Origin of the sequence: Sphingomonas sp. PAMC26645 (assembly GCF_004795835.1) — a bacterium.
Lineage (GTDB): Bacteria > Pseudomonadota > Alphaproteobacteria > Sphingomonadales > Sphingomonadaceae > Sphingomonas.
On record NZ_CP039249.1, the window covers coordinates 263,318 to 287,714 of the forward strand.

Sequence of the window (24,397 nt, forward strand, 5' to 3'; positions counted from 1 at the left end):
CATGGCAAAGATCACCCAACTCCAGCGGCTCGTAAATCCCACTGGCAACGAGCTGGTCGTGGTTGCCGACTTGGAGGATGCCGGCAAGACCAAGGGCATCGCCGTTGGCCCCCTTGCTATGGCGGCTGCGATGCCGGCCGTGGACCTCGCCGAGGCCGCGCGAGATGGTGCCGAGGCCGCAGCGCTAGCGGCGTTGGTGGCGCTCGGTGACGGTATCTACGACACCGTCGCAGACGGGATCGCTGCTACCAATGACGGCGAGGGCTTCTACGTCCGCGGCAATGACAGCGGGCTTGAACTCTGGATCCGCGGCGGGGCAACAGCGCGCCTGTACGTCGCGTTCGCAACTCGGTCATCCCTGCGTAACAACGGTATCAACCTTTGGGAGGTTGCCAAAGGCGATGGCGAGACGAACGACACGGATTCGATCGCCGAGGCCGTCGATAGTGCCGCATCATGGAAGGTCGGCCGCATCAACTGCGGCAGCGATCGGTACACGTACAAGATGGGCGGCGACTTCCATCGCTCGCCGAATAGCGACTTCAATCGGGGCCTGGTCGAGCTGCGATCGAGCGTAGCCCTCGTGGGTGCGGCACCAGGCTCGCGCCCGACGTTCAAGATGGCAGGCGGTTACTATAACCCAGGTGGGCTATTCTCCGACCGGTTCTGGGAAGGCAACTTCATCGAAGGCGTCCACCTTGAGAACCTGATCCTCGACGGCAACATTGCCGCGCAGACCTGGAACGCATCGGGCGGTACCGACCTTGGCGGTGGCGATGCCGGCGCTGACGTATTTCAGCACGGTCACCTGGTTGCGTTGCTTCTCGCTAAGAAGATCTCCGCGCGCCGGTGCGCGTTTCGCAATGCGCGTGGCGACGGCATCACGACCGGCGGACGCCGCGACGGCGTCGAGTATGACTTCGCCCGCGATCTACTCGTCGAATACAACGAATTTGAAAACCTGTTCCGCCAGGGCGTCAACGCGGCGACGAACGTCGTTCGCCTTATCGGGAATCGGTATAGCGGTGACGGCTTCTGGGTCGGCGCGGTCACGTTGGAGGTCGGCGAGATCGTCGACGTTGTGCAGGACTTCTGGGCTGCACATGAGCAGTTCGACTTTCGCATCGGTGTATCGCCGCCCGAGCGCACGCCTAGGTGGCGAGCGACCAGCGCGGAGGCGGCAGCGCGCCGGATCCACCTGCGCCGCGCGTATGCCGCGAGCGGTAACTTCTACACCAGCTATCCGGACTTCAAGTTTCCCGGCAAACTCGGTCGCCTTAGTCTCGTGCATCCGAAGATCTGGCAGGGCACGATCGATTGCTTCGGTTTCGACCGCGTGCACATCGACCAGCCCCAGATCGAGAACACCTACGAGGATACGACCGATCACTTCCTGATCGGCCCTAACGCGATCCATGCAGGGCCTGCGCGTGACGCCGATCGCGTGACGGGCCTCGCCGACTTCATCGTGTCCAAACCTATCATCCGCAGCGACCTCGGTGGGCCGGGGATCCACGTCTCGCGCTTCGAGCGCGTCAACATTGGAGGCGGTTCGATCGTTGGCGGTCGTGACGCCGGCATTCGCCTGGAGTCGTGCGGCGGATCCGTCACCGATATGGACATCCAGAACGTCGGTCGTCTGACGGTCGGCGGTGATGCCGCCATCCGTGACGCGTCGAGTTCGGCGATTACCGTCTTCGGTACGGGGGGCGATCTCACGATTGCAGACATCCGCGCAAAGGATACCCGCGTCGGCGATGCTCGCCGGATGACGCAGGCGGTCTACGCGAACGTCAGCACCGAAACCCTGACGAGGATCCGCGACGTGACCGGCCGCAACATGCGGACCGGTGTCGTCTACGACGTCAATAATTCGACCCTGATTACTGGGGCGAGCGACGGCGAACGCAAGCTGCGGTTCAACAGCCCGATCGAGGCGAACGCTGGCCTGAAGGTCGACGGCCTGGTCGAGTTCGTCAGCAGCAACGGTGATCTCGATATCGTCCTGCGCGCAGCTCTGGGCACGAACACCAAGCTGTCGTTCATCAAGGGCATCGGGCTTGAGGGCCAGCTAATCCAGCTCGCCGACGGGACCATGCAGATCAACATGTTCGACAACGGCGTCGCGACAGGGTCGCCGATCGCCTTCACGAACGATGCCCATGTGCGGATGGCGACCAGCTGGGAACGGCCGCTTGAGATCCAGCCAGGCACGTTCGTCTGGGTCGATGCGGCGGGCTCGATGCGCATCAGTGTCGGACGTCCTGCAGCAGACAATGGCGGCACCGTCGTCGGGACCCAGCTTTAAGGATTAATACGTGGCTTATCTTGATACCACCGCTCGTATTCGTCGGACGATCATCGCCGATCTCGACCTTCTTCCAGCGGAGAACTACAAAAAGACTTTGGCCGCTGGCGTCGACGCGTTCGACATCGGCGACTCGTTTTGTAGCGATGAAACCGGGGAAATGCGCCGCTATGAGCGGATCGCAGCGGCGCCAGGCTACGCGGATCTCGGCGATCGGGCCGCGCCTGCGAATAAGAACATGGTCGAAGCGAACCGGATTGCCGCAGCGGCCTCGGCCGAAGCACTATCTCGCGACCTTGAAGTAGCGCGCCAGGACGCTTTGACGTCGACTAGCGCACTAGCCAAGCTCACGAACGACGCTCTTATCAGTATCTCGCAGCGTGCCGGGGCGCTCGGCGCGGGGACCAATGCCACCCAGGCGGTGAACTATGCCGCGCTTACCAAACTGCTCAATACGCCCGGCGTCAGCCCGATCGTCCTCGATCGGGCGTACTATGACATCGGGCCGAACAGCCTGCGTGTCAGCGTCAAGAAGACGGAAGTCTGGGGTGCGCCGGGTGGGACAACGATCACCTGCAGCGTCCTGAAGTTGCTCGAGTTTCTCAGCATCGAAGACCTACACTTCTACGACATCAACTGGGTCTCGACCTACGAGTCGCTGGCTGACGAGGCGACCTATGCGCTGGTTTGCGGCATCCATCGTGCGATCCGCAACATGACGATGAATCGTTGCACCTTCTCGATCGCGAAGGCCAACGCCAACGCCTTGAAGTTCGTGGCTGACATTGACGGCGAGTACGTCGAACAGGTCAAGTTCAACGACTGCCATATCCTTGCGGCCGGCCGCATGGGGGCCGAGCTGTCGGTTCATCCTAACACCCTGACCATCCCAGGCACCAACCAGAAGTACCCTAACGACGCTGTCGCCCGCATCGATACGTTTGAGTGGAACGGGGGCTCTATCAAAAACACTGGTTTGATTTCGCCTCTCTACGGCATGGCATTTTCGGGCACCGGCTGGATGAACCGCATTCGCGTCGCCACCCGTCTCGACAACAATATGACCTGCGGTGTCGAGGGCGTCGGGATATGCAACTCGTATATCAGCGTGCAGATCACGAACATGCGGGACGTTGCCAACTCGTTGACGCCGAGCGCGGCAATCTCTCTGACCGCCAACGCCGAGCTGGACCGCTCACGGAAGATGACCGGCAACATCGTCGAGAACTGTATCGCAGACGATGGCACCTGCCGCGAGGTGCGCTTCTGGTATCAGCAGGGCCTGCAGACACGCGGCAATCGCTTCAAGCTGTCTGCCGGCTCGACGGGGCGCGGGTACGTGACGTACGCCGGCAGCACTCTCTGCAAGAGCAGCAATGATGCGTACGACTGCGATGGGGCTTACACGCTGCAGGTCCGCAGTGAGGCGGCACATGGCGGCGCGTCGGCCTTCAACGAGTGGGAAGGGTTGTCGCTTAGCCATGCCCGCTCGACGAGCCCGTTCCAGCTGACGAACTTCTACGGTGCGGACACCACCGGCAACTCGATCAACGGCATCCTCTATACGCCGTCGACGCTGTATCCGAGTCAGCCGCTGAGCGCCGGGCAGGCTGAAGCCACCATCACCGGGAGCATCACCGGTACGACTTTGACGGTCACCGCCTGGTCGGGCATCCCGCTACGTGTCGGGCAGAAGCTGTTTGGCAACGTCATCGACGCACTGACCGAGATCAAGGCGCTCGACGGCACCGGTACGGGTGGGCTGGGAACCTATACAGTGTCGAAATCCCAAAACGCGGGTAGCGATACGATCAAGGTTGGGTTGGCGCAGAAGAACTTCATTCGAGGAAGTATTCGCAGCACTTACGGGTTCGACTTTATGACGAACACGTACACGATCGGCGATTTTTCCGTCGATGCGACCTTGCTCGACAGCGTCCCCCACATGCTTGCATCCCGCAACCTGACGATTCGGACGAGTGGGTCACTGACAGCAGTTCGCTCGATCATTTTTCCGGAGGGTGGACCCGCTCAGCGGATCACCAACTCGACCACCGGTGGCTTCGCTATCATCCTGAAGAACAAGACGGCCGGTAGCACGGTAACGATCCCGAATGGCGCGACTGTCAACGTGGCGTCGACGTCGGCAGGGTTCGTCATCATTCCATAAGGTGGCGTCCCGCTCTTGTAGAAACGTTTTCTACAAGAGCGGGACCTCGCCTCTCATCACGTCCCGCGCATGGTCGCCGCTATGGCCGAACATGCCGATACCCAGCGCCTCATTGGCGATCTCGTGCGCGAAGGCGTGGTCGTATCGGTCGACCACTCTGCCGCAACAGCGCGCGTACAATTCGCGGACGAACTGACGACTGGCGATATTCCATGGCTCGCGAGCCGCGCCGGATCCACGCGCACCTGGTCGCCGCCGACGATCGGCGAACAGGTCATGGTGCTTGCCCCCGAGGCTGACACGGCGCGCGGGGTCATCATCGGCAGCCTATCGAGCGACGCCCATCCGCACCCGGCGACCGACGAATCGACGCTAACCGAATACGAGGACGGCGCACGCATCGGTTACGATCCGAAGGCGCACGCTCTGACGGCTATCCTTCCGGCCGGCGCGACGTTGCGGGTCGATGCTGATGGCGGCCTTGTGTTCAAAGGCGACCTGACGGTCGACGGGGACATCAAGTCGACCGGCACGATCGCCGCAGACACCGACGTCATTGGTGCAGGTAAAAGCCTCAAGAATCACGTACATCTTGGCGTCCAGCCGGGCGGCGGGCTTTCGGGGAAGCCGCAGTGATTGGTATGGATCGCCATACCGGCGCGCGCTTAGCCGGCACAGATCACCTCGGGCAGTCGATCGACGACATCCTTGAAACGCCGATCGGCACGCGCTGCGGCCGGCGCGATTATGGCTCGGAAATCCCCAAGCTAATCGACCAGCCAAACAACGAAGTCGGCCGCGTCCGGATCATTGCCGCCGCAGCGCATGCGCTGCTCCGTCAGGAAGGCCGCGCGCGGCTCTCGCGTGTCGTGCTTTCGCCTGGAAAACTGCCGCAGTCGGCCGTCCTCACCATCACCGGCCGTCGCACCGATGTGCCCGGCGCGCCCGCCTTCACCCATTCGTCCACCGTCCGCGCCCTGTCGGCGCTCGCCTGAAAGGTCCGCACATGAGCTTCCTCCACGGGATCAACGTCAACGAGGTAAAGACCTCGCGCCGCGCGATCGTCACCGTTGCCACCGCCGTCATCGGCTTGATCGCCACCGCGCCTGCCGCGGTTGCCGGCGCATTCCCGCTCGACACCGCAGTCGCGGTCACGAACATTGACGACGCGATTGAGAAGGCCGGTGCGGACGGCACGCTGCGCGCCGCCCTGAAGGCCATCGCCGGCCAAGTCGACGCGCCGATCGTCGTCGTGCGCGTCGCACCTGGTGCTACGCCGGCCGATACCGCGACCGCGGTCATCGGTGCCGACGTCGCTGGTGTGAAGACCGGCATGCAGGCGCTGCTGACCGCCTCGGCGCAGTTGAACCTCCATCCCCGAATCATCGGCGCACCCGGCCTCGAAGGCGAGCTGGTGACCAAGGCAATGGTCACCGTCGCCAAGCGGCTCCGTGCCCGCGTCTATGCGTATGCCATCGGCAACGATCGCGGCGAGGCCATCGCCCACCGCGCCCTGTTCTCCGACGCGCGCGAGCTGACGTTGCTCTGGCCCAGCGTAACCGCCCCCTACGGCGCGGACGGTGCAAGCATCGGCGTGCCGGTCGCGGCCGTCGCGATGGGCGCACGCGCCGCGATCGACGAGACGCAGGGCTGGCACAAGACGCTGTCGAACGTCGCGCTGCCGGAGGTCGACGGCCTGGCTGCAGATGTCACGTTCGATATTCAGGACGCCGATTGCGACGCGAACGTCCTGAACGCGTCCCAGCTGGTCACCGTCGTGCGTATCGCGGGCGAACTGCGCTTTTGGGGCAACCGCACCTGCGCCGCACCCGCCAGCGACTTCGTGTTTGAAAGCGCCTGCCGCACCGCGCAGATCCTTGCCGACACCGTCGCGCTCGGCCTCGTGTGGGCGATGGACAAGCCGCTGCTGCCCAGCCTGGCGAAGGACATCGTTGAGCAGATCAACGAGAAGTTCCGACAGGAAAAGCGCGCCGGCCGTATCCTCGGTGCCGTCGCGCTGTTCGACGGGGCCAAGAACCCGGTCGATCAGCTGAAGGCTGGCAAGCTTCTCATTGGCTACCGCTACACCTTCGTACCGCCGCTGGAGGCGCTCGGGATCGAGCAGGAGATCTCCGACGAGTTCTTCGCCGACTTCACCAGCCTGGTCGCCGGCAACTAAACCCACCTCACGCACGAAAGGTCGACGCGATGGCGTTCCCCAGCAAGCTCAAGCAGACGATGATGTTCAACGACGGCGAAGCCTTCATCGGCGAAACCGTCTCGATCACGCCCCCCAAACTCGCGCGCAAATTCGAGGAATACCGTGCCGGTGGCATGGGTCGCGCGGTCAAGGTCGACATGGGCGGCGAGCCGCTCGAAATGGAGGCGGTTTACGGCGGTCCCATGCGGCAGATCCTGCGCCAGCACGGCATGCTCAATCTCGCTGGCGTGCAGCAGCGCTTCGTCGGTTCGTTCCAGGACGACGATAGCGGTGCCGTCGACGTCGTCGAGATCGTTACGCGCGGCCGGCACGAAGAGATCGACATGGGCGAATGGAAGCCCGGCGAGGATACCGAGTTCAAGGTTAAGAGCCAGCTCAGCTACTTCAAGCTGACGTGGAACGGCGTCGTCGAGGTCGAGATCGATGTCCTGGGCATGATCGAGATCGTCGGTGGCGTCGACCTGATGGCCGAGCATCGCGCTGCAATGGGCCTGTAGCGGCGTGACCGCGATCCGCCGGCCGCGCCGTCGCCCCGGCGCGCTTACCCAGCCACCGACCAAGTCCTGACAGGAATCGTACAATGACCGACCAGAATACCGTCACCACTGGCAAACGCTTTTCCTCGTTCAAGCTGGACGCCGACATCACCGTCAACGACCAGGTCGTGCATCCGGCCGGCACGGAGATTCAAGTTCGTCGGCCTGGCGCGGGCGAGCTGCGTGGCGTCGACATCTCCGCAACGATCAGTCGGTGCGATTACACCCAGATCGAGAAGATCGCGCCGCGTATCACGATGCCGATCCTGCACAAGGAGCATATCGCCGTCATGGATCCGGCGGACTTCGTGCAGCTCGGTGGTGAGATCGTGGATTTTTTGCTGCCGAAGGCCGTGAAGCAGGCGGCCTTCCAGCCCGAATAGAAGACATTATGGCGGACCTTGCCGAGTGCTGGGGATGGGGTCCGCCGACGATGAACGACATGGGCGTTGCCGAGCTGATCGGCTGGCGGGCGCAGGCCCTGGAACGCCGCCAAAAGGATCGCTGACCGATGGACCGCAACCTCCGCATCCGTATGCTGCTCGAAGCCGGCGACCGCGCCAGTCGCCCGCTTCGTGAGATTGCGGGAGGCTCGGTCAAGGCAGCTCAGGGCCTCAAGGCCGCCAGAGAGCAGCTCAAAGGAATTGACCGCGCGCAGGCCGACATCGGCAGCTTTCGCAGCCTGAAGGCCGGTCTGGCCTCTACTAGCGCCCAATTGGACCACGCTCGGTCCCGCGCCACTGCGCTCGGCAGGGAATTCGCGCAGACCGCCAATCCCAGCCGCGCACTGACACGCGAGTTCACGCGAGCGCGAACCGAGGCGCAGAAGCTCGAACAGCAACATCACTCGGAAACGCGCGAACTATCGACGTTGCGAGATCGCCTCCGCGCGGCCGGTATAGCAACCGGTGACTTGGCGCGTCATGAGCGCGAGTTGCGTGACCGGGCGCGACAGACGAACGAAGAGATTGCTGAGCAGGAACGCCGCGTCGGCCGTCTCGCCGATCGCCAGCGGCGGATGGCAGCGGCACGCGCTGGCTTCAGTGGTATTCAGGACCGCGCTGGTGGTGTCGCTGCCGGCGGGGCCGCAGCGCTTACTGCAGGCATAGCGGTTGCGGCTCCGCTGATCGGCGTTGCCTCCGGTGCCATGGATCTCGAGGAAGGAATGGCTGGCGTTGCCAAGGTGACCGGGATGGCCGGTCCGCAGCTCCAGATGATGACCGACAAGCTGGTCGGGCTCAGCACCCGCATGCCCATGACAGCGGTCGAGCTTTCCAGCATCGCCGCTGCTGCCGGTGCGGCCGGCGTTGGCATGGACAAATTCGGTCGGCCGCTGCCCAGTCAGGCAGAGGACCTGGTAGCATTCACTGACGCCGCGGCACGCATGGGCATCGCGTTCGACATGACCGCCGAAGATGCTGGCAGTACGATGGCGAAATGGCGTCAGGCGTTTAAAATGACACAGCCGGAAGTCGAGGCACTTGGGGACCGTGTCAACGCCCTGACGAACAAGTTCGGAGGTCAGGCGACAACGGTCGCCGGCATTATCACGCGCATCGGGCCACTTGGGGAAGTCGCCGGCATCGCCGCGCCGCAGGTATCCGCGCTGGCGTCCTCGTTGAACTCGATCGGCGTCGAAGAAGAGGTTGCCGCAACCGGCATCAAGAGTCTGCTGCTGAACCTTACCAAGGGCAGCGCGGCTAGTAAGTCGCAGAGCAAGGCACTTAACACTCTCGGACTGGATGCGACCAAGCTTGCGAAGTCGATGCAGGTCGACGCGAGCGGGACAATCATCACAGTGCTGGAGAAGATCCGCGCGCTCAGCAAAGATAAACAGGCCAGCATCCTAAGCGAGATTTTCGGCACCGAATCGGTCGGCGCCATCGCGCCCCTGCTGACGAACCTCGACGGCGTAAAGCAGCGCCTCGACCTTGTTGGCAATCGTAGCAAATACGCGGGCTCGATGACCGCCGAGTTTGCCTCGCGGATCAGCACGGCCAAGGGTATGGCCGAGGTAGCCAAAAACTCATTCGCAGCCGTAAGTCTCACCCTTGGGCAGTCGCTGTTGCCGGTGGTGAAAACGGGCGCGCTTCGCCTCGGTGCTATCGCGCTCCGCATGCAGGCGTTCGCGACTCGTCACCCGGAGCTGACGAAGAATGTCCTTATTGCCACTGGCGTACTGGCGGGATTGTTCTTCCTGTTTGCTGCAGGCGGCATTGCGATTGCCGCCATCATGGGACCGATCGCGATCCTGAACGCCGGTCTGATCGCCCTCGGGGTTGCAGGCGGCATCGCAGCTCTTCCGCTTCTGCCTATCGTCGGCGCAATAGCGGCCATCGCCGGGGCCGTGGCGCTGGTCGTCGCGGCGTTCAACCACTGGGACAGCATCACCGCCGCCTGGTTCACGTTCTGGGGAACGCTTCGAGCAGGCTTCGTTGCAGCCGGGAACTACATCGCCGCTTGGGGGCCTGCGGTGGGTCGGTTCCTGATGGACGGGCTCTTGACGATGCTGTCGCCAGGACGGCTCGTTGGGCGTGTGAAAGCGCTAGGCATGGCAGCGATCAACGCCTTCAAGTCGGTGCTTGGCATCCATTCCCCCAGCCGAGTTTTCGCCGGCCTGGGCGGGTATATGATGGAGGGCCTCGCCGGCGGTATCGCCCAAGGCGAGCGCCAGCCGCTCCGCCGGGTTGGCACGGTCGCGCGTCGCCTGACTTCCGCCATGGCGATCGGTACGATCGCGCCGACGATGGCAATGGCAGGAGCCACATCGCCGGGCGCGGCCGGGCGCGGATCCTCGTCACCTGGCGTTTCCGCAGCACCTTCGCGCTCATACGTAATTCAGATCTACCAACAGCCAGGGCAAGACGCCGAGGCCGTTGGCCGCGCGGTTGCTGACGAACTCGATCGTCGTGAACGTGAATCGGATGCGCGTGGGCGTTCCGCTTTTGCCGACACCCCTGACTACGAGACCGTCTGATGCTGCTCGCGCTTGGCCTCTTCACCTTTTCGATCGACACACTGGCATTCGACGAAATCGCCCGCCGCGCCGACTGGCGGCACGCGACCTCGCCGCGGATCGGTGCGCGTGACGCCACGCAATTTACGGGTCCTGGCGTCGAGACGATCGGCCTGCCCGGGACGGTGTACCGGGAAATCGCAGACGGAGCTGTTTCGCTCGACGAGCTGCGCCGCATGGCTGACACCGGCGACGCATGGTCGCTGGTCGACGGCCGCGGCTACGTTTACGGCGCATACGTCATCACCGGTATCGACGATCGGGGAAAAGTGTTCTTTCCCGATGGCACGCCGCGACAGATCGACTTCTCGATCGACCTGCTCCGCGTCGACAGCGACGTCGCATGATCTCGAATATCGCAGCCGTTCGCGTCGTTGTTGACGGCACGGACATCACGCCTGTTCTGGAAGGCAAGGTGCCGCAGCCGAACGGGCGTCCCCCGCGTCGTCGCCTGGTATCGCTCGGAATAAGCGAAAAGCGAGGTGAGGAAGCCGACCAGCTCGACCTCATCATCGACGATACTGACGGTGCTGTGGCGCTGCCTCCGACTGGGGCGAAGATCCACGTATGGCTTGGCTGGAAGCAGGGCAGCGAAGTGACCGCGGGCCTGGTCGACAAAGGGTGGTTCATCGTCGACGAGGTGGCACATGGCGGCCCACCCGACCTCGTGACTATCCGTGCGCGCTCGGCCGACTTCACCGGCGATCTAAAGACGCGCCGGGAGAAGGGCTGGCATGGTACGACGTTGGGTGCGATCGTGACGGAGATCGCTCAGCGCCACCATCTCACTCCCCGCTGCGCCGCCAGTCTCGCCAGCATAGCCATCACGACAAAAGCACAGAACCGCGAGAGCGATCTGGCCTTTCTGCGCCGGCTCGGCCGCGAACGGGGCGCAGTTGCAAAAATCGCGCGCGGCGTGCTGATTTTCTCACCAATATCTGCTGGCGTCACCACGACGGGCAAGCCGATCGCGACCGTCACGATCGCCAGGCGCGACGGCGATGCCCACCAATTCAGCCGGCAGAAGCGCGAGGACGTCCCCGGCGTTAAGGCAACATGGCACGATCGCAAATCGGGCAAACGCCAGCACGTTGTCGCCGGCAAGACGGAGGGGGCGAAGTCGATAGCTCGCGTTTACGCGAACGAGGCCGACGCTAAAGCCGCTGCGCATGCGGCAAGTGGTCGCGCCGGCCGCGAACCAGTCTCGCTATCGCTGACGCTCGCGCTTGGTCGCCCCGATATACATCCGGAGACGAAAGCAACCGTCACAGGCTATAAAGCCGCGATCGACGCGACAGCCTGGCTGGTCGCCGAAGTAACCCACACCTTTGGTGATCGAGGTTATGTAACAGGTTTGAAGCTCGAAGCCGCCTGATCCGGCCACCCCGCTAAGATTTTAAATCGTCTGGCTTTATACCCGCCTCACCCGCCGCCTGTATTAATTGGCTAACACAAAGCAATACGCCCACTTCGCCAGTCTTAAAGTCTTCCTGCATTTCAGTCATTCTCGAGGGGCGGATGTCTCCGCTATCGGCCATTTCCATAGCCTTGCCGAACGCGCGCTCGCGAAACCGGTATGCAGTAGCACAGGTAGCTAGCGCCTTACGTTGTGTGACCTGTACCTTATCAGAGAGACCTTCGGGAACCTCAAAGGCATCGACTGCTTTGGAACTCGTGCCGCACGCGTCGTGCCCAACCTTCGAGGCTTGGTACAAAGCCAATTGACTGCTATTCGCTCCAGCCAAATCCTTAAATGCGGCATCGCACGGCCGGACGGTATCGATAACTGCCTTGTACTGGCGGATTAGGCCAGGCTTTGGGTCGACCGCCGCCACAGGCTTTGCAGAAGCTTGGTCGATCGTCGGTTTGGTGGGCGCGACCGCAACGGTCTTGGTGCCGGCAGGCGTAGATGCAGGCGTCGGGGGTGGCGTTGGTGTCATGATGAGAGCAGCAACGAAGACTACGGCACCGCCTAGCAACAGCTTCTTTGCGAGGGGACGCCTCCCCTTTGCGACAAAGAACAGTATCGCTCCGATAATAAACACGATGAAGCTTAGCGCTCCAAGCGCTGGGCCAACGTCTGCCATTAAATCCCCCCGGTAAATTAAAAGCCTAGCGCCTCGTCCCAGGGCATCACGCGATGGACTGACGAAACTTGCTCGTTCGGCACTTCGAATTCGACGATCGGATTGAACTGCCGCAAGACGACGACGCCAGGCCGGCGACGGACGAGCTGCTTGATCAGCACATGCCGGATCTCTTCCCCGTCGAACGTTGGGCCGCGCAGCTGCACGACGACGTCGTCGCCAACACCGGGCGATCGTTTCGGATCAACCAGCACGCGCCGTCCCGAATCGTACCGCGGCTCCATTGAATGCCCGGAAACGAGTACGACGTAGAGGTCGGGCCTACCTGTGACGCCGATCGGCCGAGCCATGAAATCCGTTGGTGCAGCCATGTGAACCTCGGTCTGCTCCACATTTACTACGATCCCGTTTCCATCTGGGAATGACAGATCGGCTCCCAAAGCGCTGCCGTAGATAGGCAGCGTTTTTGGCAGACGTCGGAACGCTGCTTCGGACGTGTTGCCGTCCTCAGGAATGGTTCGCTCGATGCCCTGGTCACGTCCCAGCAGCCAATCCGACGTGGTGTCTAGGATCTCTGCGATAGCGTCCAATCGGTCGAGGCCGGGCATGTGGCCTGCGAGTATCGCACGGATCGCATCCGGCTTGTTCAACGCCGCGATCGAGACCTCACGCGCCGACATATTCTTCTCGGCAATCTTTGCCGATAGCCGTTCCTTCAGGACGTCAGGTACGTTCTTCCTCATGCTGCACTCATGACGCATGGCGTAACGCATGACATGCGGAATATTTACGTTGACGCGTGCTGCATACGTGACGTAAGTATGCGTTATGAGCGCAGCATACGAGAACGCATTGCGAACGATCGCTGATTCGTACGACGCCGAAGTCGTTCGCTGGGGTGGTAAATCGCTCTCCCGCGTGGCGACGATCGTCGTTAACAGCGGCGCATTCTTCAATCGTCTGCGGGAAGGCAAAACCTTCTCGGTAGGCAATCTCGAAAAGTTCGCCGCTTGGTTTCGTGTGCCGGCCAACTGGCCCGATCGCGCGATACCTCAAGACGCTGCTGTCGCACTGACCAGCATCGGCCGCCCACCTCTTCCTGCTAGCACCATGCCGCATCCGTACCGCACGTCTGACGCATCGGTCGATTGTAATCGCCCTGCACTTTTCCAGTCGAAGGCCGTGCGATGACCAAGCCTCGCGTTCCAGACACGTTCGCGGATGCTATGACGACAGTGCGAATAGCACTTGGCATAAACGAGACCGTGCGTGTCGCAATCGCTGCAGCAGGCCGCACGTATGAGAAAAGCACGATCTACGACTGGGGTAACAAGGACACGGGCACACTGCCATCCCTTGAACTCGCACTCGCTTTCGATCGTGCATACCGTCTTGCGGGCGGTGAGGATGCGCCATTCCGTGATGCCTTCGCCCAGCAGCTTGAGAGCGCGCTGAACGACGCAGACGCTTGCCGCCGCAGTCTTGTTACCGAGTCGGCCGCGTTTGTTCGCGAGGCTGCTGAAGCCACCGAAGCCCTATTTCATGCCGCTCAACCCGGCGCTTCCTCGCGCGAGATCCATCGCGCGCTGGTCGAGGCGCAACAGGTTGAGCGTGCTGCGCGCCCGCTACGACGGCGCCTCGCCAGTTTCCTCCGTCCAGCCATCCGGGCCAGCGCAGGGAAATCCGGGGGGACCCATCAGTGACTAAGACGAAGAGAAACTACACGCCACGCGTACCCGCAACGGTGTGCCCGCACTGCCTGACGCGCTCGATCGCATACGACTCCGTCCAGCTCGACGTGTTCACGCGCGAGATCCGTTACGTCTGCCAAGATGCCGATTGCCAACACACCTTCGTGGCGCAGCTCGGCATCTTCCGGACGGTGCGGCCGAGCATGAAGCCTAACCCCGCGATCACGGAAGCGATCCTGCCGCACGGGCAGTGGCGCTCAAAGCCCGCGAACGATGACCAGCGGGTGCCTGCCAACGACGATCAGCCCGACGCGGCGGAGGTCGCGCCTTCCCCTGGCTAATTCCCTGACCTGATCCCCGCGGCCTCGGCCGCAAACGTCCTGAACCATCCCCCCGCCATCCGGAAGCACCTGCTTCCGGCACCGCTACCCCCTTGCCGAAAGGAATGCCCAATGATGCACGCTTTCCCGCGTACGTTTACGATGCCGATGCAGCGAGGCGAGCGCGCCGCGACCGCCAGCGCCGCGGCCCTGACGCCTGCAGCGTACATCCGCCTGCGCCGTGAGGCGGCTGGCATGTCGATCAAGGAGGTCGCCGGCATGCTGGCGCGGAACGCCGACGAGGTCGCACCTGCGCTCGACCTGATCTACGTGCTGGAAACGCCTGGCAATACGGCACGTCACCCCGAGACGCTGGAAGCCCTTCGCAGCGTCTTCCCGTTTGATCCGGACGTCTACCGCCAGCTCGCTACCGATCCGGTCGACAGCCACCCCAGCATCTGCCGTGGCTGCGGTTGCAGCCATTGGGATCCCTGCACCAGTGACGAGCATGGTGCGTGCGCCTGGGCGACCGATACTGCCTGCACCGCATGCCTGCCCGACACAGCGCCGGTGGAGTGCTGCCAGTGATCGCCGTCGCAACCAGCGCGACGCAGCTCGAGCGCGCCATGCGCCGTCGCCGCATCGCCAAAATCGTCCTGGCGATCCTGTTCGCGGTCATCTGGATCCCCGTCGCGATCGTCATGCTCGTCGCCGGCACGTCGGATCGGCGTCGCTGATGCTGCACGATGTCCTCACAGGCTTGGTGCTGACCGTGTTCGGCAGCGCAGGCGCGACGGCAATCGGTTCGCTGCGCGCATCGCTTGCGCCGCAGTGGAGCCGGATCTGCCGGCTTGCCCTCGGTCATATCGAGCCGAGCTTCACACCGCTGATTGGAGCGCAGCCCCATGGTCGGCGGTAAGGCAATCGCCGCCTGCACTCGCCGGCTGCGTCCAGTCCTCTGGCCCGTCGCCGCGGCGCTGACGTGGTTGCCTGTCGTCATGTGGTGGAACCAGTGACGTGGGCGACGTCGCAGTCTGTGGCGGCGACCGTGCCCTCTTCCAAGGGCTCGGCCGCACCGGAAAGCAGTGCGACGTCCTCGCCGTCCGCAAGGCTTTCGCCTCGGTCCGCTTCGACGACGGACAGGCAGTCCTCTGCCTCGCCAAGGATCTCCACCCGATCCAGCGACGCCCCCCGCCCATGTTCTGACCCGCTCGCCGCTCTTGGCGAAACGCTTTCTACAAGAACGGCCGCTGGCGCGACCGCTCGATCCCCTCGCACCAACAGGATCTCCATGATGATCAGCGCCGCTCCCCTCGAAGCTCGCCAGTCTCAGCCATCATCACAGCCGACGAACTGTTCCCCAATCCGGGAACAGCGGGGCCTCCCAATCGCCATGTTGCGCATGGCTGGACTGGAAGGTGCCGCGACGTTGCTCGGCAAAGGCCGATTGGCGGACGAACTCTGCATCACCGTTCGCGCGCTGAACTATAAAATGAACGCGGAACGCGGCGTGTCCGATGGTGAGGTCAGGGCAACGGCAGCGGCGCTCGAAGAGCGCGCCGAACTCTTCCTTACTCACGCTCGCAAGCTGCGCGCCGTCGTCGATGTCAAGTCGAACGGGGAGGGCGTCGGACGATGATCGTCATCCGCGTAGAGCTTTGGTCAGCCGTCAACGGGCAGGTTTCGGAACTTGCGCGGATGACGATCGACAACATTGGCACCACTGCCAACGGTCAGCACGCCGACTACCGCGCGCGTAGCCTCCGCGGGCGCGACGCGGTGACGCTGCACCGTGCCATGCTCGCCGGCACCGTCCAGCGCGAGGGCAAGGTCATTCGCCATGCCCGCCTGCGCCTGCACGTTTGGCACCTGGTTGCGCGGGCGCTCGATACCCTCGGGTATGCGGAGCGCCGCTCATGACCGCGACCATCCGCGCGGACGGCATGGAATGGCCGCTGCAAACCTACCTCGATGCAATGAGCTTCAGCCGTGTCGATCCGTTCTCGCTGCCAGCGATCGACGGCCAGGTTCGCGTGACGACGGTGAGCCTTTCCGGCGAACTCGCACCCTCGACCTATGCCAGCCAAGTCCGCTGGCACGACGTTCTGGCCTTCCGGCCGATTGCGAACGGCCTTGAAAGCTCGCCCTGCGATATCTGCGGCGAACCGGTCATGCGCATCGACTTCCACTCTCAGTGCGCCTCCTGCGAGGACGCAGGTGAGTACGGGTGGTGAAGCGCAACCCCGGATACCTTCCAAGCGAGGCGATCGGCAAACGCGTTCGCGTACGGCTGGAACACGGTGGCGAAGGCGCAACCGATCCCAACCCCATGAGCCCGCCAGGCTGGGCCGCAGACGGCAAGGGCGGCTGCAATTGGCGACGCTCGGGCAACCCTTTCGACATCGCGGAATACGAGGTGATCCAGTGAACGCTCCGTCACTCGTCAAGCTGGCTGGGAAAATGACCCGTGCTGCCGAGCGGGGGAAAGGTCTTCGGATCGAGTCCCCCGACCTCGACCTTCTCGGAAGCCTCGGCCTCTTCGACATCATCAATCGCGCAGTAGCCAAACAGTTGAAAGAACAGTCACAATGTCGCGACGCAATCCGCCGCTCTACCAGCGTGGGAAATACTGGCTCGGGTTCAACCAGCTCGCAGATGGAAGCCAGCGCAGCCCTAACCTCTATGTCTGGTGGTACGACGCAAGCACGCGACGTGAACGCGGCACGTCAACGGGTACAGTAGATCTGGCAGCTGCAATCCTATTTCTCGATAAGCTATACTTGGCTGACAAAGGCGAGGCACCTGCATTTTGCCAGGCATGCGGGCAAACGCTGGCTCAGGCGAATGCGTACCTTCTGACCGATGCTATTGCCGACTATAAAATCGAGTGGGGCAATACGCGTGCGTCAGCCGATACGATCGCGAGCCGACTGGCCCACGTCGTCGCGTTTCTTGATGCGGAGCAGGCGTTAGGGGCGGAAGGCCGGTTTGGTCACGCAACGACTTGTGCGGTGGCATGCGCGTCTGTGTTTGTTCACGCGTTCCGCGCCTGGTCCAAGCAGCAGCCGATCGAATGGCGAAACGGGAAGGGCGACGTCACTGTATCGCGCGCACGATCGCCAGCTGCGACCGAAGCGTCGATCGCGCAGCTTATCGCGGTACTGAATCACGCGGCCAACGCGGAGCCGCCCCGCTCTGACAAGCGCCCGATCTACAAGCCCCTCCCCGCACGCCAGGTGCAGCGCAAACGGCGCACGCGGATCGGTATCGAAGAGCTGGCGCAGATGCTTTCCTACGCGGCCGAGCCAGGTCGCCAGCGCGGATCGCTACACGCATTCCTCGTCGGCTCGATCTGCACGCTCGCTCGCCCCGGTGCCGTTGTGGACATCAACGTCGCGCCCGACCGTGAGCAGTGGTGGCCAGGTGCGCCGACGATCGACCTAAACCCGCAGGGCAGGACGCAGAACAAGAAGCACCGGGCTTTGGTGCCCGTCCTCCCACCGCTCGATCGCTGGCTGCGCGCCGAATACGCAACGTTCATGGATCTAAAGCCGGAAGAGCGCGCCGGCCGCGGCTGGTTGGTCAACTACCACGGCCGTCCCGTCCAGGACGTCGACCGGGCATGGGACACGATGCTTACGAAGCTCGGACTGCCGAAGGGCCGCGAGTGGCGCTCGTACCTGTTGCGCCACAGTCTCGCGACCCTCGCGCGCAACCGCGGCGCTACGAAGTGGGACCTAGAGGGCTTCATGGGTCACAGCGACGGCAGTCAGACCGAGGTCTACGCGATCGGGGAATTTCCGAGCGTCGTCACCGCACTGACCGGCATTTTAGCCGACCTCGAACGGCTTGCCCCCGGTGCATTGCACCGAACCCGCACCGAACAGGCAAACACCGCAGCACAGGCTGGAGTGAAAAAAATGTGAGGTAAAACAAGCACTTGTCGCTTGGAAAAATGGTGCCGCTTACAGGACTCGAACCTGTGACCCCCGCATTACGAATGCGATGCTCTACCAGCTGAGCTAAAGCGGCCCGACGACGGATGTATCCGGTCGAGGGGGCGGCAACTACCAGCGGTTTTGCGGGCTGACAAGCGGTTTGCGAGTTTACTCTGTGTTTACCAAGCGCGGTGCACAAGCGGGGCGACGATACGGGGATCTTTGGGCATGACGACGGCGCGCAGCGTAGAGGATGGACGCGCGGCAGGCGCGGATAGCGTGGCGCTAGCGCGGGATGCGTCACGGGCGACCGCGGACGCCGGCGTGCGCGATTCGACCGATGCGGGCGTCAACGACGTGATGTTCGATCTCGGCGGCGACGAACGGCGGATGCACGTGCGCGCCTATAATCACTGGGTATCGCTGTTGAAGGATCGCCCCTACCCGTCGATCGCCGATCTCGAGCCCGAGACAATCACCGATTTCGGACCGCACAGCGTGCTGCTCGATTTCAGTCATGGCATGGGCGATCCGAAGATCGCGTATCTCGGGCGGGCGCTGCGCGAGGAATGCGGGCTTGAGGGGCCGATCGCGACGATCGCGGACGTGCCGAGCCGGTCGCTGCTGTCGCGGCTGACCGATCATTATCTCCAGATCATCGCCAATCGCGCGCCGATCGGCTTCGAGGCGGAATTCGTCAGCAGCCGGGGGCGGACGACGCTGTACCGCGGGATCCTGATGCCGTTCGCGTCTGGCGGAGTGACGATCGATTTCATTTACGGCGTCATCAATTGGAAGGAACTCGCGGACGCTGATTTGCAGGCTGCACTGTCGGCGGAGCTAGATGCCGCCGTTCACGCAACCTCGTATGGCTCGGGCGCGACCGCGCAGGTGTGGGCGGATGGGCCGAGCGGCGGCTTTGACGTCCTGCCTGACGAGCCGACGCCTGTGCAGGAACTGGTGTTGGACGATCCTCTGCCCGCCGACTATGTGCTTGTCGGCCCGCTCGGCGACCAACTAGCGATGGCGCGTGAGAGCGCGGCGCAGGTCCGCGCAGCCGAGGCGCGCAGTCGGATGGCGCTCCACAGGACGCTGGGTCGGGCGCATGATCTTGCGGTGTCTGCCGAGCAGGAGAGCGATGATTTCACGGCGATTCTCTCTGCTGCCTGCGTGCCGGGTGGGGCGGACGCGATGATGCAGATCGTTGCGATCGTCTTTGGCGCGAATTTCGAGGCCGCCAGGTTGGAGACGTTCGCGACGGCGCTGCGACACGCCCAGCGGCATCAGGTGCCGGCAGGCGGTTTCGCAAGCTTTCTGAGTGGCTTCGGCAGCGACCTGGCGGCGATCGAAGCCGCGGAGCGATCCGCGTTTTAGGTGCGCTGCAGCATTATTCTTCGCATCTGCCACAAGGGTTGAGATAGGCGAACGGGGGGCGCATAGGCCCTGACCTATGGCGAACCAATCGTTGAACACGCTCACCGAGACCCTTGCAGGCCGGTTGACCGAACGGGCCCTTCCGGGCGAACTGAGGGACTTCGGGGCGAGCGAGGTCGCGCAGGCCGCGGCGTTCGTCGCCGCGACCGCCGCGCACCGCGACGACGGTGCGCCGGCGATCGCGATCGAGCCGATCAGCGCGGACGATACGCGGCGGCGGATGCGGCTCGCGATCGTCAACGACGACATGCCGTTCCTGGTCGATTCAATTGCGGCGGCGATCGGCGCGCAGGACATCGCGGTCGATCGGATCATCCACCCCGTCGTCCGCACGACGCGTTCGCCCGACGGCATGCTGCACGCGATCGACGCGGACGGCCAGGGTGCAGGTCGGCCCGAATCGATGATTTACCTGGAGATGGAGCGCGCCGATGCGCGTGACCGTCGCGGGCTGATCGAGGACCTCACGGCTGTTTTGGCCGATGTCCGTGCGGCGGTGACCGACTGGCGCGCGATGCAGGCGGCGCTCGACGACGATATCGCGAAGCTGCCCGAAGGCGAAGGTGCCGCTCTGTTGCAGTGGTTCCTCAATGGACATCTGACTCTGCTCGGGCATCAGATCTGGCATCGTGACGGGAGCGGTCACGCCGCGCTCGGTATCGCGCGCAACGAACACCGTGTGCCGATCCTTGCCGAAGCCTCGCGCGGGCTGGCGATCAAATGGTTCGAGGCGGGCAACGACGCGCCGCTACTGCTGAAGTCGAACCTGATCTCGACCGTGCACCGCGCCGTGCCGCTCGACCTCGTCGTGGTGCCGGTGATGGAGGGCGCGACGGTCGCCGGGCTGTCGATCTACAGTGGGCTGTGGACGAGTGCTGCGCTTGCCGCGATGCCGCGCGACGTGCCGGTATTGCGCACGCGTCTTGCGGCGATGAAGGCCAAGTTCGGGTTCGATCCGCGCGGTCATGCCGGCAAAGCGTTGACCCACGCGTTCACTGCGCTGCCGCATGATCTGGTGATCGCGTTCGCACCCGATGCGCTGGAGGATCTGGCGCTGACTGCGATGAGCATCGCGGATCGACCGAGGCCAGCGCTCGTGTTGGTCGAGTCCGCGCTCGGACGTCATTTGTTCGGGTTCGTGTGGCTGCCGCGAGACGACGTTACCACCAGTCGTCGCGTCGCGATCGGCGACATGCTGGCCGAAGCGGCGAATGCGAGCGTGCTGAACTGGTCGATCGCGCTGGAGGACGGCGAGGTAGCGATGATCCGCTACACGCTCGACCTGCGCGGCGATGGCCGGATGCCCGACGCCGCGCCGCTCGCCCTCCGCTTGCAGCGGATGGTGCGAGGTTGGGTGTCGGACGTCGAGGCCGCACTGGTCGAGACGTTGCCACCGCCGCGTGCGGCACGTCTTGCCCTCAAATGGGCGGCGGCGTTCCCGCAGAACTACCGCAACCTCAGCACGCCTGCCGAGGCCGCAGAGGATATCCAGCGCATCGCCGCGCTGGGCGATGCGGATGCGCGTGGCGTGCGTCTGGTTCCGGGTGAAGCCGGCACCGATCCTCAGCTGAAAATCTACAAGCTGGGTGGCGCCCTCCCCCTGTCGGACGCCGTACCGGTGCTGGAGAATTTCGGCTTCCGCGTGATCGGCGAACTGCCGACGCGGTTGCGCGACGACAGCGTGCCGTTCGTGCATGACTTCGTGCTGGAGGCGAACGACGCGGCGCAGCAGAGCGACGCGCCCGTGCTCGAAGGCGCGATCGCCGCAGTGTTGGAAGGCGCGGCCGAGAACGATGCGTTCAACCGGCTGATCGTCGAACTCGGGATGCGTCCCGAGGCGATCGTGCTGTTCCGTGCGTGGTTCCGGTATCTGCGCCAGGCGGGGCTTCCGTACGGGCTGACTACCGTGGTCGATGCGTTGCGGCGTGCACCGAAGGTCGCCGCTGCCCTGATCGCGCGCTTCACCGCGGTCCACCACCCCGATCATCCCGGCAACGCGATCGAAGCGGACCAGGCGATCGAAGCCGGGCTCGACGCGGTTACCGCGATCGACGACGACCGTATCCTGCGTGCGTATCGCAACCTGATCGCGGCGACGTTGCGGACCAACGCGTTCACGCCCGCCGCGTCGGAGGCGCTCGCGTTCAAGCTCGACAGCCATCTGATCCCCGGCCTCCCCGCGCCCGTGCCGTGGCGCGAAGTGTGGGTCTATTCACCCCGCGTCGAAGGTATCCACCTGCGCGCGGGTCCGGTCGCGCGTGGCGGCCTGCGCTGGTCCGACCGTCGCGACGATTTCCGTACCGAAATCCTTGGGCTGATGAAGGCCCAGCGCGTCAAGAACGCCGTCATCGTGCCGACAGGCGCGAAGGGTGGCTTTTATCCAAAGCAACTCCCCGCCCCGTCGAACCGCGATGCGTGGCTGGCCGAGGGCACCGAGAGCTACCGGATATTCATCCGCACCTTGCTGTCGATCACCGACAACATCGTCGAGGGCAAGGTCGTGCATCCCGACGGCGTGACGATCCTCGACGGCGAGGACCCGTATTTCGTGGTCGCTGCCGACAAGGGCACCGCGACGTTCAGCGACGTGGCGAACGCTCTGGCGCTCGAACGCGGCTATTGGCTCGGCGACGCGTTCGCCTCCGGTGGCTCAGTCGGCTACGACCACAAGGCGATGGGGATCACCGCCAAGGGCGCATGGCTGAGCGTCCAGCGGCACTTCGCCGAGCGCGGCCTCGACGTGCAGAGCGAGAGCATCACCGTGGTCGGCTGCGGCGACATGTCGGGCGACGTGTTCGGCAACGGCATGTTGCTGTCGAAGACGCTGAAGGTCATCGCGGCGTTCGATCACCGCCACATCTTCCTCGATCCCGATCCCGATCCAGCGACCAGCTGGGAAGAGCGCAACCGGATGTTCGCGCTGCCGCGGTCGAGCTGGGCGGATTACGACGCCAGCCTGATTTCGAAGGGCGGCGGCGTGTTCGCGCGCACCGCCAAGGTCATCAAGCTGTCGCCGCAGGTGCAGGCTGCGCTCGGCGTGACGGTTAGCGAGATGGAGCCGGGCGCGCTGATCTCGGCGATCCTCAAGGCGCCGGCGGACCTGCTCTGGTTCGGCGGCATCGGCACCTATGTGAAGGCGGCGTCGGAGGCGAACGTCGCGGTCGGCGATCCGGCCAACGACCGGCTGCGTGTCAACGCCGAGGATCTCCGCGTGATCGCGATCGGCGAGGGCGCGAATTTGGGCGTCACGCAGGCGGCGCGGATCGCGTTCTCGGCGCGCGGCGGGCGGATCAACACCGACTTCATCGACAATTCGGCGGGCGTCGACTGCTCGGATAACGAGGTCAACATCAAGATCGCACTCAACCGCGAGATGATCGAGGGGCGGCTCGACTATGAGGACCGCAACACGCTGCTCGCCAGCATGACCGACGACGTCGCGCACCTGGTGCTGGAGGACAACCGGCTCCAGACGCTGGCGCTGTCGATCGCCGAGGCGGACGGCGCTGTCGCGGTGCCGAGCTATGTGCGCGTGATCGAGATCTTCGAGGGCGGCGGCAGGCTAGATCGTGCGGTCGAGGGGCTGGCGTCGAACGATATCCTGCTGCGTCGCGGGCAGGATGGTCTGGGGCTCACGCGTCCCGAACTGGCGGTGCTGCTGGCGACCGCCAAGCTCGGGTTGCAGGATGCGATCGAGCATAGCGACATCGCCAAGGACGACGCGCTCAAGCCCGACCTGCACGCCGCGTTCCCGGCGGCGATGCGCGCGCGGTTCGAGACGGCGATCGACGAGCATCGGCTGCGGCCCGAGATCGTCGCGACGAAGCTCGCCAACCGGATCGTCAACCGGCTGGGCATCCTCTACCCGTTCGAGCTTGCGGAAGAGGAAGGCGCGGCGATGGGCGATATCGCGGCGATGTTCGTCGTCGCCGAGCGCCTGTTCGACCTGCCGGCCTTGTGGGCGGAGATCGAGACGGCCGTAATGCCCGAGGCTGCGCGAATCGCGCTGTTCGACGAGGTGGCCGTGGCGACGCGCTCGCAGATCGCCGACCTGTTGCGCGTGTCTGCACCGGGCGCCGTGCCCGGCGACGTACTAGCGCGGCTGGCGAAGGGGATCACGCAGCTCGACAGCCAGACTGCGGCGTTGCTGCTCGAGGAGGCGAGCGCGCAGAGCAGTCGCATCGCGGGGCAGCTCGAAGCGGTCGGTGCGCCGGGCGATCTGGTGCGCAAGGTCGTTCGCCTGTTCGAGATGGACGGCGCGGTCGGGTTGGCGGACCTCGGCGAGCGGATGTCGCTCGATGAGGCGGTGGTGACGCGGGCGTTCACGCATCTTGGGCAGGCGCTGGGGCTCGATTGGGCGCAGGCGAATGCCGCGCGGATCAGTCCGACCGATCCGTGGGAGCGGTTGCTGGTCGCCGGGCTGGCACGCGATTTCCAGCAGTTGCGGCTGGAGTTTCTCGCGTGCCGTGGGGCGCAGGATCCGCAAGGTGCGGTGGAGGCCTGGCTGCTCGCGAACGCCACGCGTGTGGCGCAGTTCAAGGCGGTAATCGACCGTGCGCGCCATGCGGCGGTGCCGAATGCGGCGATGCTGGCGCAGATCGCCGGGCAGGCGCGGGTGTTGCTGGGGCGGTAACTTAACCCCTCGCCCCTGCGGGGAGAGGGAGGGGCCCGCGTGC

27 protein-coding genes and 1 tRNA gene are annotated in these 24,397 nt (G+C 64.1%); 25 read left to right on the forward strand and 3 right to left on the reverse strand.

The window, feature by feature from the left end; translation table 11 throughout:
* Position 1 precedes the first annotated feature (1 nt).
* The 11 genes from E5673_RS01370 to E5673_RS01420 all read left to right on the forward strand — a co-directional run bounded on the left by E5673_RS01370 (position 2) and on the right by E5673_RS01420 (position 11,626).
* Positions 2-2,308: a hypothetical protein gene (locus tag E5673_RS01370; protein WP_136188651.1), complete on the forward strand. Its 2,307-nt coding sequence runs from the start codon at positions 2-4 to the stop codon at positions 2,306-2,308.
* Between the two features lie 10 nt (positions 2,309-2,318).
* Positions 2,319-4,478: a hypothetical protein gene (locus E5673_RS01375; protein WP_136188652.1), complete on the forward strand. Its 2,160-nt coding sequence runs from the start codon at positions 2,319-2,321 to the stop codon at positions 4,476-4,478.
* Between the two features lie 81 nt (positions 4,479-4,559).
* A complete protein-coding gene (locus E5673_RS01380) occupies positions 4,560-5,114 on the forward strand; it encodes a phage baseplate assembly protein V (protein ID WP_136188653.1) in 555 nt (184 codons plus the stop codon).
* Between the two features lie 5 nt (positions 5,115-5,119).
* Complete coding sequence (locus tag E5673_RS01385) at positions 5,120-5,473, forward strand: GPW/gp25 family protein (protein WP_348769880.1); 354 nt, start codon at positions 5,120-5,122, stop codon at positions 5,471-5,473.
* Positions 5,474-5,484: 11 nt separating this feature from the next.
* Entirely contained in the window at positions 5,485-6,657 is a 1,173-nt protein-coding gene (locus E5673_RS01390) for a phage tail sheath subtilisin-like domain-containing protein (RefSeq protein WP_136188655.1), read from the forward strand.
* Between the two features lie 29 nt (positions 6,658-6,686).
* On the forward strand, positions 6,687-7,196 hold the full coding sequence (locus E5673_RS01395; RefSeq protein ID WP_136188656.1) for a phage major tail tube protein: 510 nt from the start codon (positions 6,687-6,689) through the stop codon (positions 7,194-7,196).
* Positions 7,197-7,279: 83 nt separating this feature from the next.
* Positions 7,280-7,618 carry a phage tail assembly protein gene (locus tag E5673_RS01400; RefSeq protein ID WP_136188657.1) on the forward strand — a complete coding sequence of 113 codons (339 nt, stop codon included), beginning with the start codon at positions 7,280-7,282 and terminating at the stop codon, positions 7,616-7,618.
* Positions 7,619-7,626: 8 nt separating this feature from the next.
* On the forward strand, positions 7,627-7,743 hold the full coding sequence (locus E5673_RS01405; RefSeq protein ID WP_210731788.1) for a GpE family phage tail protein: 117 nt from the start codon (positions 7,627-7,629) through the stop codon (positions 7,741-7,743).
* A 3-nt stretch (positions 7,744-7,746) separates the two neighbouring features.
* On the forward strand, positions 7,747-10,212 hold the full coding sequence (locus E5673_RS01410) for a phage tail tape measure protein (RefSeq protein ID WP_136188659.1): 2,466 nt from the start codon (positions 7,747-7,749) through the stop codon (positions 10,210-10,212).
* Positions 10,212-10,598 (forward strand): phage tail protein, encoded by a 387-nt coding sequence (locus E5673_RS01415; protein WP_136188660.1) that lies wholly within the window; start codon positions 10,212-10,214, stop codon positions 10,596-10,598. Before E5673_RS01410 ends, E5673_RS01415 begins: the two co-directional genes overlap by 1 nt.
* Entirely contained in the window at positions 10,595-11,626 is a 1,032-nt protein-coding gene (locus E5673_RS01420) for a contractile injection system protein, VgrG/Pvc8 family (protein ID WP_136188661.1), read from the forward strand. Before E5673_RS01415 ends, E5673_RS01420 begins: the two co-directional genes overlap by 4 nt.
* A 13-nt stretch (positions 11,627-11,639) precedes the next feature.
* On the opposite strand, the gene E5673_RS01425 is transcribed toward E5673_RS01420, so the two are convergent.
* A complete protein-coding gene (locus E5673_RS01425) occupies positions 11,640-12,338 on the reverse strand; it encodes a hypothetical protein (protein WP_136188662.1) in 699 nt (232 codons plus the stop codon).
* A 17-nt stretch (positions 12,339-12,355) separates the two neighbouring features.
* Entirely contained in the window at positions 12,356-13,081 is a 726-nt protein-coding gene (locus E5673_RS01430; RefSeq protein ID WP_168711544.1) for an XRE family transcriptional regulator, read from the reverse strand.
* An 85-nt stretch (positions 13,082-13,166) separates the two neighbouring features.
* On the opposite strand from E5673_RS01430, the gene E5673_RS01435 reads away from it, so the two are divergent.
* From E5673_RS01435 to E5673_RS01485, 12 genes are all read left to right on the forward strand, one after another.
* Positions 13,167-13,529: a hypothetical protein gene (locus E5673_RS01435; RefSeq protein ID WP_136188664.1), complete on the forward strand. Its 363-nt coding sequence runs from the start codon at positions 13,167-13,169 to the stop codon at positions 13,527-13,529.
* Positions 13,526-14,041: a hypothetical protein gene (locus E5673_RS01440; RefSeq protein WP_136188665.1), complete on the forward strand. Its 516-nt coding sequence runs from the start codon at positions 13,526-13,528 to the stop codon at positions 14,039-14,041. The genes E5673_RS01435 and E5673_RS01440 overlap by 4 nt, the downstream gene beginning before the upstream one ends.
* Positions 14,038-14,370 carry an ogr/Delta-like zinc finger family protein gene (locus E5673_RS01445; protein ID WP_056063797.1) on the forward strand — a complete coding sequence of 111 codons (333 nt, stop codon included), beginning with the start codon at positions 14,038-14,040 and terminating at the stop codon, positions 14,368-14,370. Before E5673_RS01440 ends, E5673_RS01445 begins: the two co-directional genes overlap by 4 nt.
* A gap of 111 nt (positions 14,371-14,481) precedes the next feature.
* Positions 14,482-14,937 (forward strand): hypothetical protein, encoded by a 456-nt coding sequence (locus E5673_RS01450; RefSeq protein WP_136188666.1) that lies wholly within the window; start codon positions 14,482-14,484, stop codon positions 14,935-14,937.
* Positions 14,934-15,086: a hypothetical protein gene (locus tag E5673_RS19535; RefSeq protein ID WP_168711545.1), complete on the forward strand. Its 153-nt coding sequence runs from the start codon at positions 14,934-14,936 to the stop codon at positions 15,084-15,086. The genes E5673_RS01450 and E5673_RS19535 overlap by 4 nt, the downstream gene beginning before the upstream one ends.
* Complete coding sequence (locus E5673_RS01455; protein ID WP_136188667.1) at positions 15,086-15,268, forward strand: hypothetical protein; 183 nt, start codon at positions 15,086-15,088, stop codon at positions 15,266-15,268. Before E5673_RS19535 ends, E5673_RS01455 begins: the two co-directional genes overlap by 1 nt.
* Positions 15,269-15,366: 98 nt before the next feature.
* On the forward strand, positions 15,367-15,555 hold the full coding sequence (locus E5673_RS01460; RefSeq protein WP_136188668.1) for a hypothetical protein: 189 nt from the start codon (positions 15,367-15,369) through the stop codon (positions 15,553-15,555).
* 85 nt (positions 15,556-15,640) lie between these two features.
* Positions 15,641-15,988, forward strand: coding sequence for a hypothetical protein (locus E5673_RS01465; protein ID WP_136188669.1), 348 nt, complete (start codon positions 15,641-15,643; stop codon positions 15,986-15,988).
* Entirely contained in the window at positions 15,985-16,269 is a 285-nt protein-coding gene (locus E5673_RS01470; RefSeq protein WP_136188670.1) for a hypothetical protein, read from the forward strand. The genes E5673_RS01465 and E5673_RS01470 overlap by 4 nt, the downstream gene beginning before the upstream one ends.
* Complete coding sequence (locus E5673_RS01475) at positions 16,266-16,583, forward strand: hypothetical protein (RefSeq protein ID WP_136188671.1); 318 nt, start codon at positions 16,266-16,268, stop codon at positions 16,581-16,583. Before E5673_RS01470 ends, E5673_RS01475 begins: the two co-directional genes overlap by 4 nt.
* Positions 16,580-16,777, forward strand: coding sequence for a hypothetical protein (locus E5673_RS01480; RefSeq protein ID WP_136188672.1), 198 nt, complete (start codon positions 16,580-16,582; stop codon positions 16,775-16,777). Before E5673_RS01475 ends, E5673_RS01480 begins: the two co-directional genes overlap by 4 nt.
* A gap of 352 nt (positions 16,778-17,129) precedes the next feature.
* Positions 17,130-18,275 (forward strand): hypothetical protein, encoded by a 1,146-nt coding sequence (locus tag E5673_RS01485; protein WP_247599512.1) that lies wholly within the window; start codon positions 17,130-17,132, stop codon positions 18,273-18,275.
* A gap of 30 nt (positions 18,276-18,305) precedes the next feature.
* On the opposite strand, the gene E5673_RS01490 is transcribed toward E5673_RS01485, so the two are convergent.
* Positions 18,306-18,381: transfer RNA gene (locus tag E5673_RS01490), tRNA-Thr, on the reverse strand.
* Between the two features lie 134 nt (positions 18,382-18,515).
* On the opposite strand from E5673_RS01490, the gene E5673_RS01495 reads away from it, so the two are divergent.
* Both E5673_RS01495 and E5673_RS01500 read left to right on the forward strand, forming a co-directional pair.
* Entirely contained in the window at positions 18,516-19,661 is a 1,146-nt protein-coding gene (locus E5673_RS01495; protein WP_136188674.1) for a hypothetical protein, read from the forward strand.
* Positions 19,662-19,737: 76 nt separating this feature from the next.
* Positions 19,738-24,354, forward strand: a complete 4,617-nt coding sequence (locus E5673_RS01500) for an NAD-glutamate dehydrogenase domain-containing protein (RefSeq protein ID WP_136188675.1) — start codon at positions 19,738-19,740, stop codon at positions 24,352-24,354.
* The last annotated feature ends 43 nt before the right edge of the window (positions 24,355-24,397 follow it).

Bases quoted from the DNA above. Each gene is read 5' to 3' on its own strand.
- E5673_RS01370 (WP_136188651.1), top strand. From the start codon at position 2: ATGGCAAAGATCACCCAACTCCAGCGGCTCGTAAATCCCACTGGCAAC.
- E5673_RS01380 (WP_136188653.1), top strand. From the start codon at position 4,560: ATGGCCGAACATGCCGATACCCAGCGCCTCATTGGCGATCTCGTGCGC.
- E5673_RS01385 (WP_348769880.1), top strand. From the start codon at position 5,120: ATGGATCGCCATACCGGCGCGCGCTTAGCCGGCACAGATCACCTCGGG.
- E5673_RS01390 (WP_136188655.1), top strand. From the start codon at position 5,485: ATGAGCTTCCTCCACGGGATCAACGTCAACGAGGTAAAGACCTCGCGC.
- E5673_RS01395 (WP_136188656.1), top strand. From the start codon at position 6,687: ATGGCGTTCCCCAGCAAGCTCAAGCAGACGATGATGTTCAACGACGGC.
- E5673_RS01400 (WP_136188657.1), top strand. From the start codon at position 7,280: ATGACCGACCAGAATACCGTCACCACTGGCAAACGCTTTTCCTCGTTC.
- E5673_RS01405 (WP_210731788.1), top strand. From the start codon at position 7,627: ATGGCGGACCTTGCCGAGTGCTGGGGATGGGGTCCGCCGACGATGAAC.
- E5673_RS01410 (WP_136188659.1), top strand. From the start codon at position 7,747: ATGGACCGCAACCTCCGCATCCGTATGCTGCTCGAAGCCGGCGACCGC.
- E5673_RS01415 (WP_136188660.1), top strand. From the start codon at position 10,212: ATGCTGCTCGCGCTTGGCCTCTTCACCTTTTCGATCGACACACTGGCA.
- E5673_RS01420 (WP_136188661.1), top strand. From the start codon at position 10,595: ATGATCTCGAATATCGCAGCCGTTCGCGTCGTTGTTGACGGCACGGAC.
- E5673_RS01425 (WP_136188662.1), bottom strand. From the start codon at position 12,338: ATGGCAGACGTTGGCCCAGCGCTTGGAGCGCTAAGCTTCATCGTGTTT.
- E5673_RS01430 (WP_168711544.1), bottom strand. From the start codon at position 13,081: ATGAGGAAGAACGTACCTGACGTCCTGAAGGAACGGCTATCGGCAAAG.
- E5673_RS01435 (WP_136188664.1), top strand. From the start codon at position 13,167: ATGAGCGCAGCATACGAGAACGCATTGCGAACGATCGCTGATTCGTAC.
- E5673_RS01440 (WP_136188665.1), top strand. From the start codon at position 13,526: ATGACCAAGCCTCGCGTTCCAGACACGTTCGCGGATGCTATGACGACA.
- E5673_RS01450 (WP_136188666.1), top strand. From the start codon at position 14,482: ATGATGCACGCTTTCCCGCGTACGTTTACGATGCCGATGCAGCGAGGC.
- E5673_RS01455 (WP_136188667.1), top strand. From the start codon at position 15,086: ATGCTGCACGATGTCCTCACAGGCTTGGTGCTGACCGTGTTCGGCAGC.
- E5673_RS01465 (WP_136188669.1), top strand. From the start codon at position 15,641: ATGATGATCAGCGCCGCTCCCCTCGAAGCTCGCCAGTCTCAGCCATCA.
- E5673_RS01470 (WP_136188670.1), top strand. From the start codon at position 15,985: ATGATCGTCATCCGCGTAGAGCTTTGGTCAGCCGTCAACGGGCAGGTT.
- E5673_RS01475 (WP_136188671.1), top strand. From the start codon at position 16,266: ATGACCGCGACCATCCGCGCGGACGGCATGGAATGGCCGCTGCAAACC.
- E5673_RS01495 (WP_136188674.1), top strand. From the start codon at position 18,516: ATGACGACGGCGCGCAGCGTAGAGGATGGACGCGCGGCAGGCGCGGAT.
- E5673_RS01500 (WP_136188675.1), top strand. From the start codon at position 19,738: ATGGCGAACCAATCGTTGAACACGCTCACCGAGACCCTTGCAGGCCGG.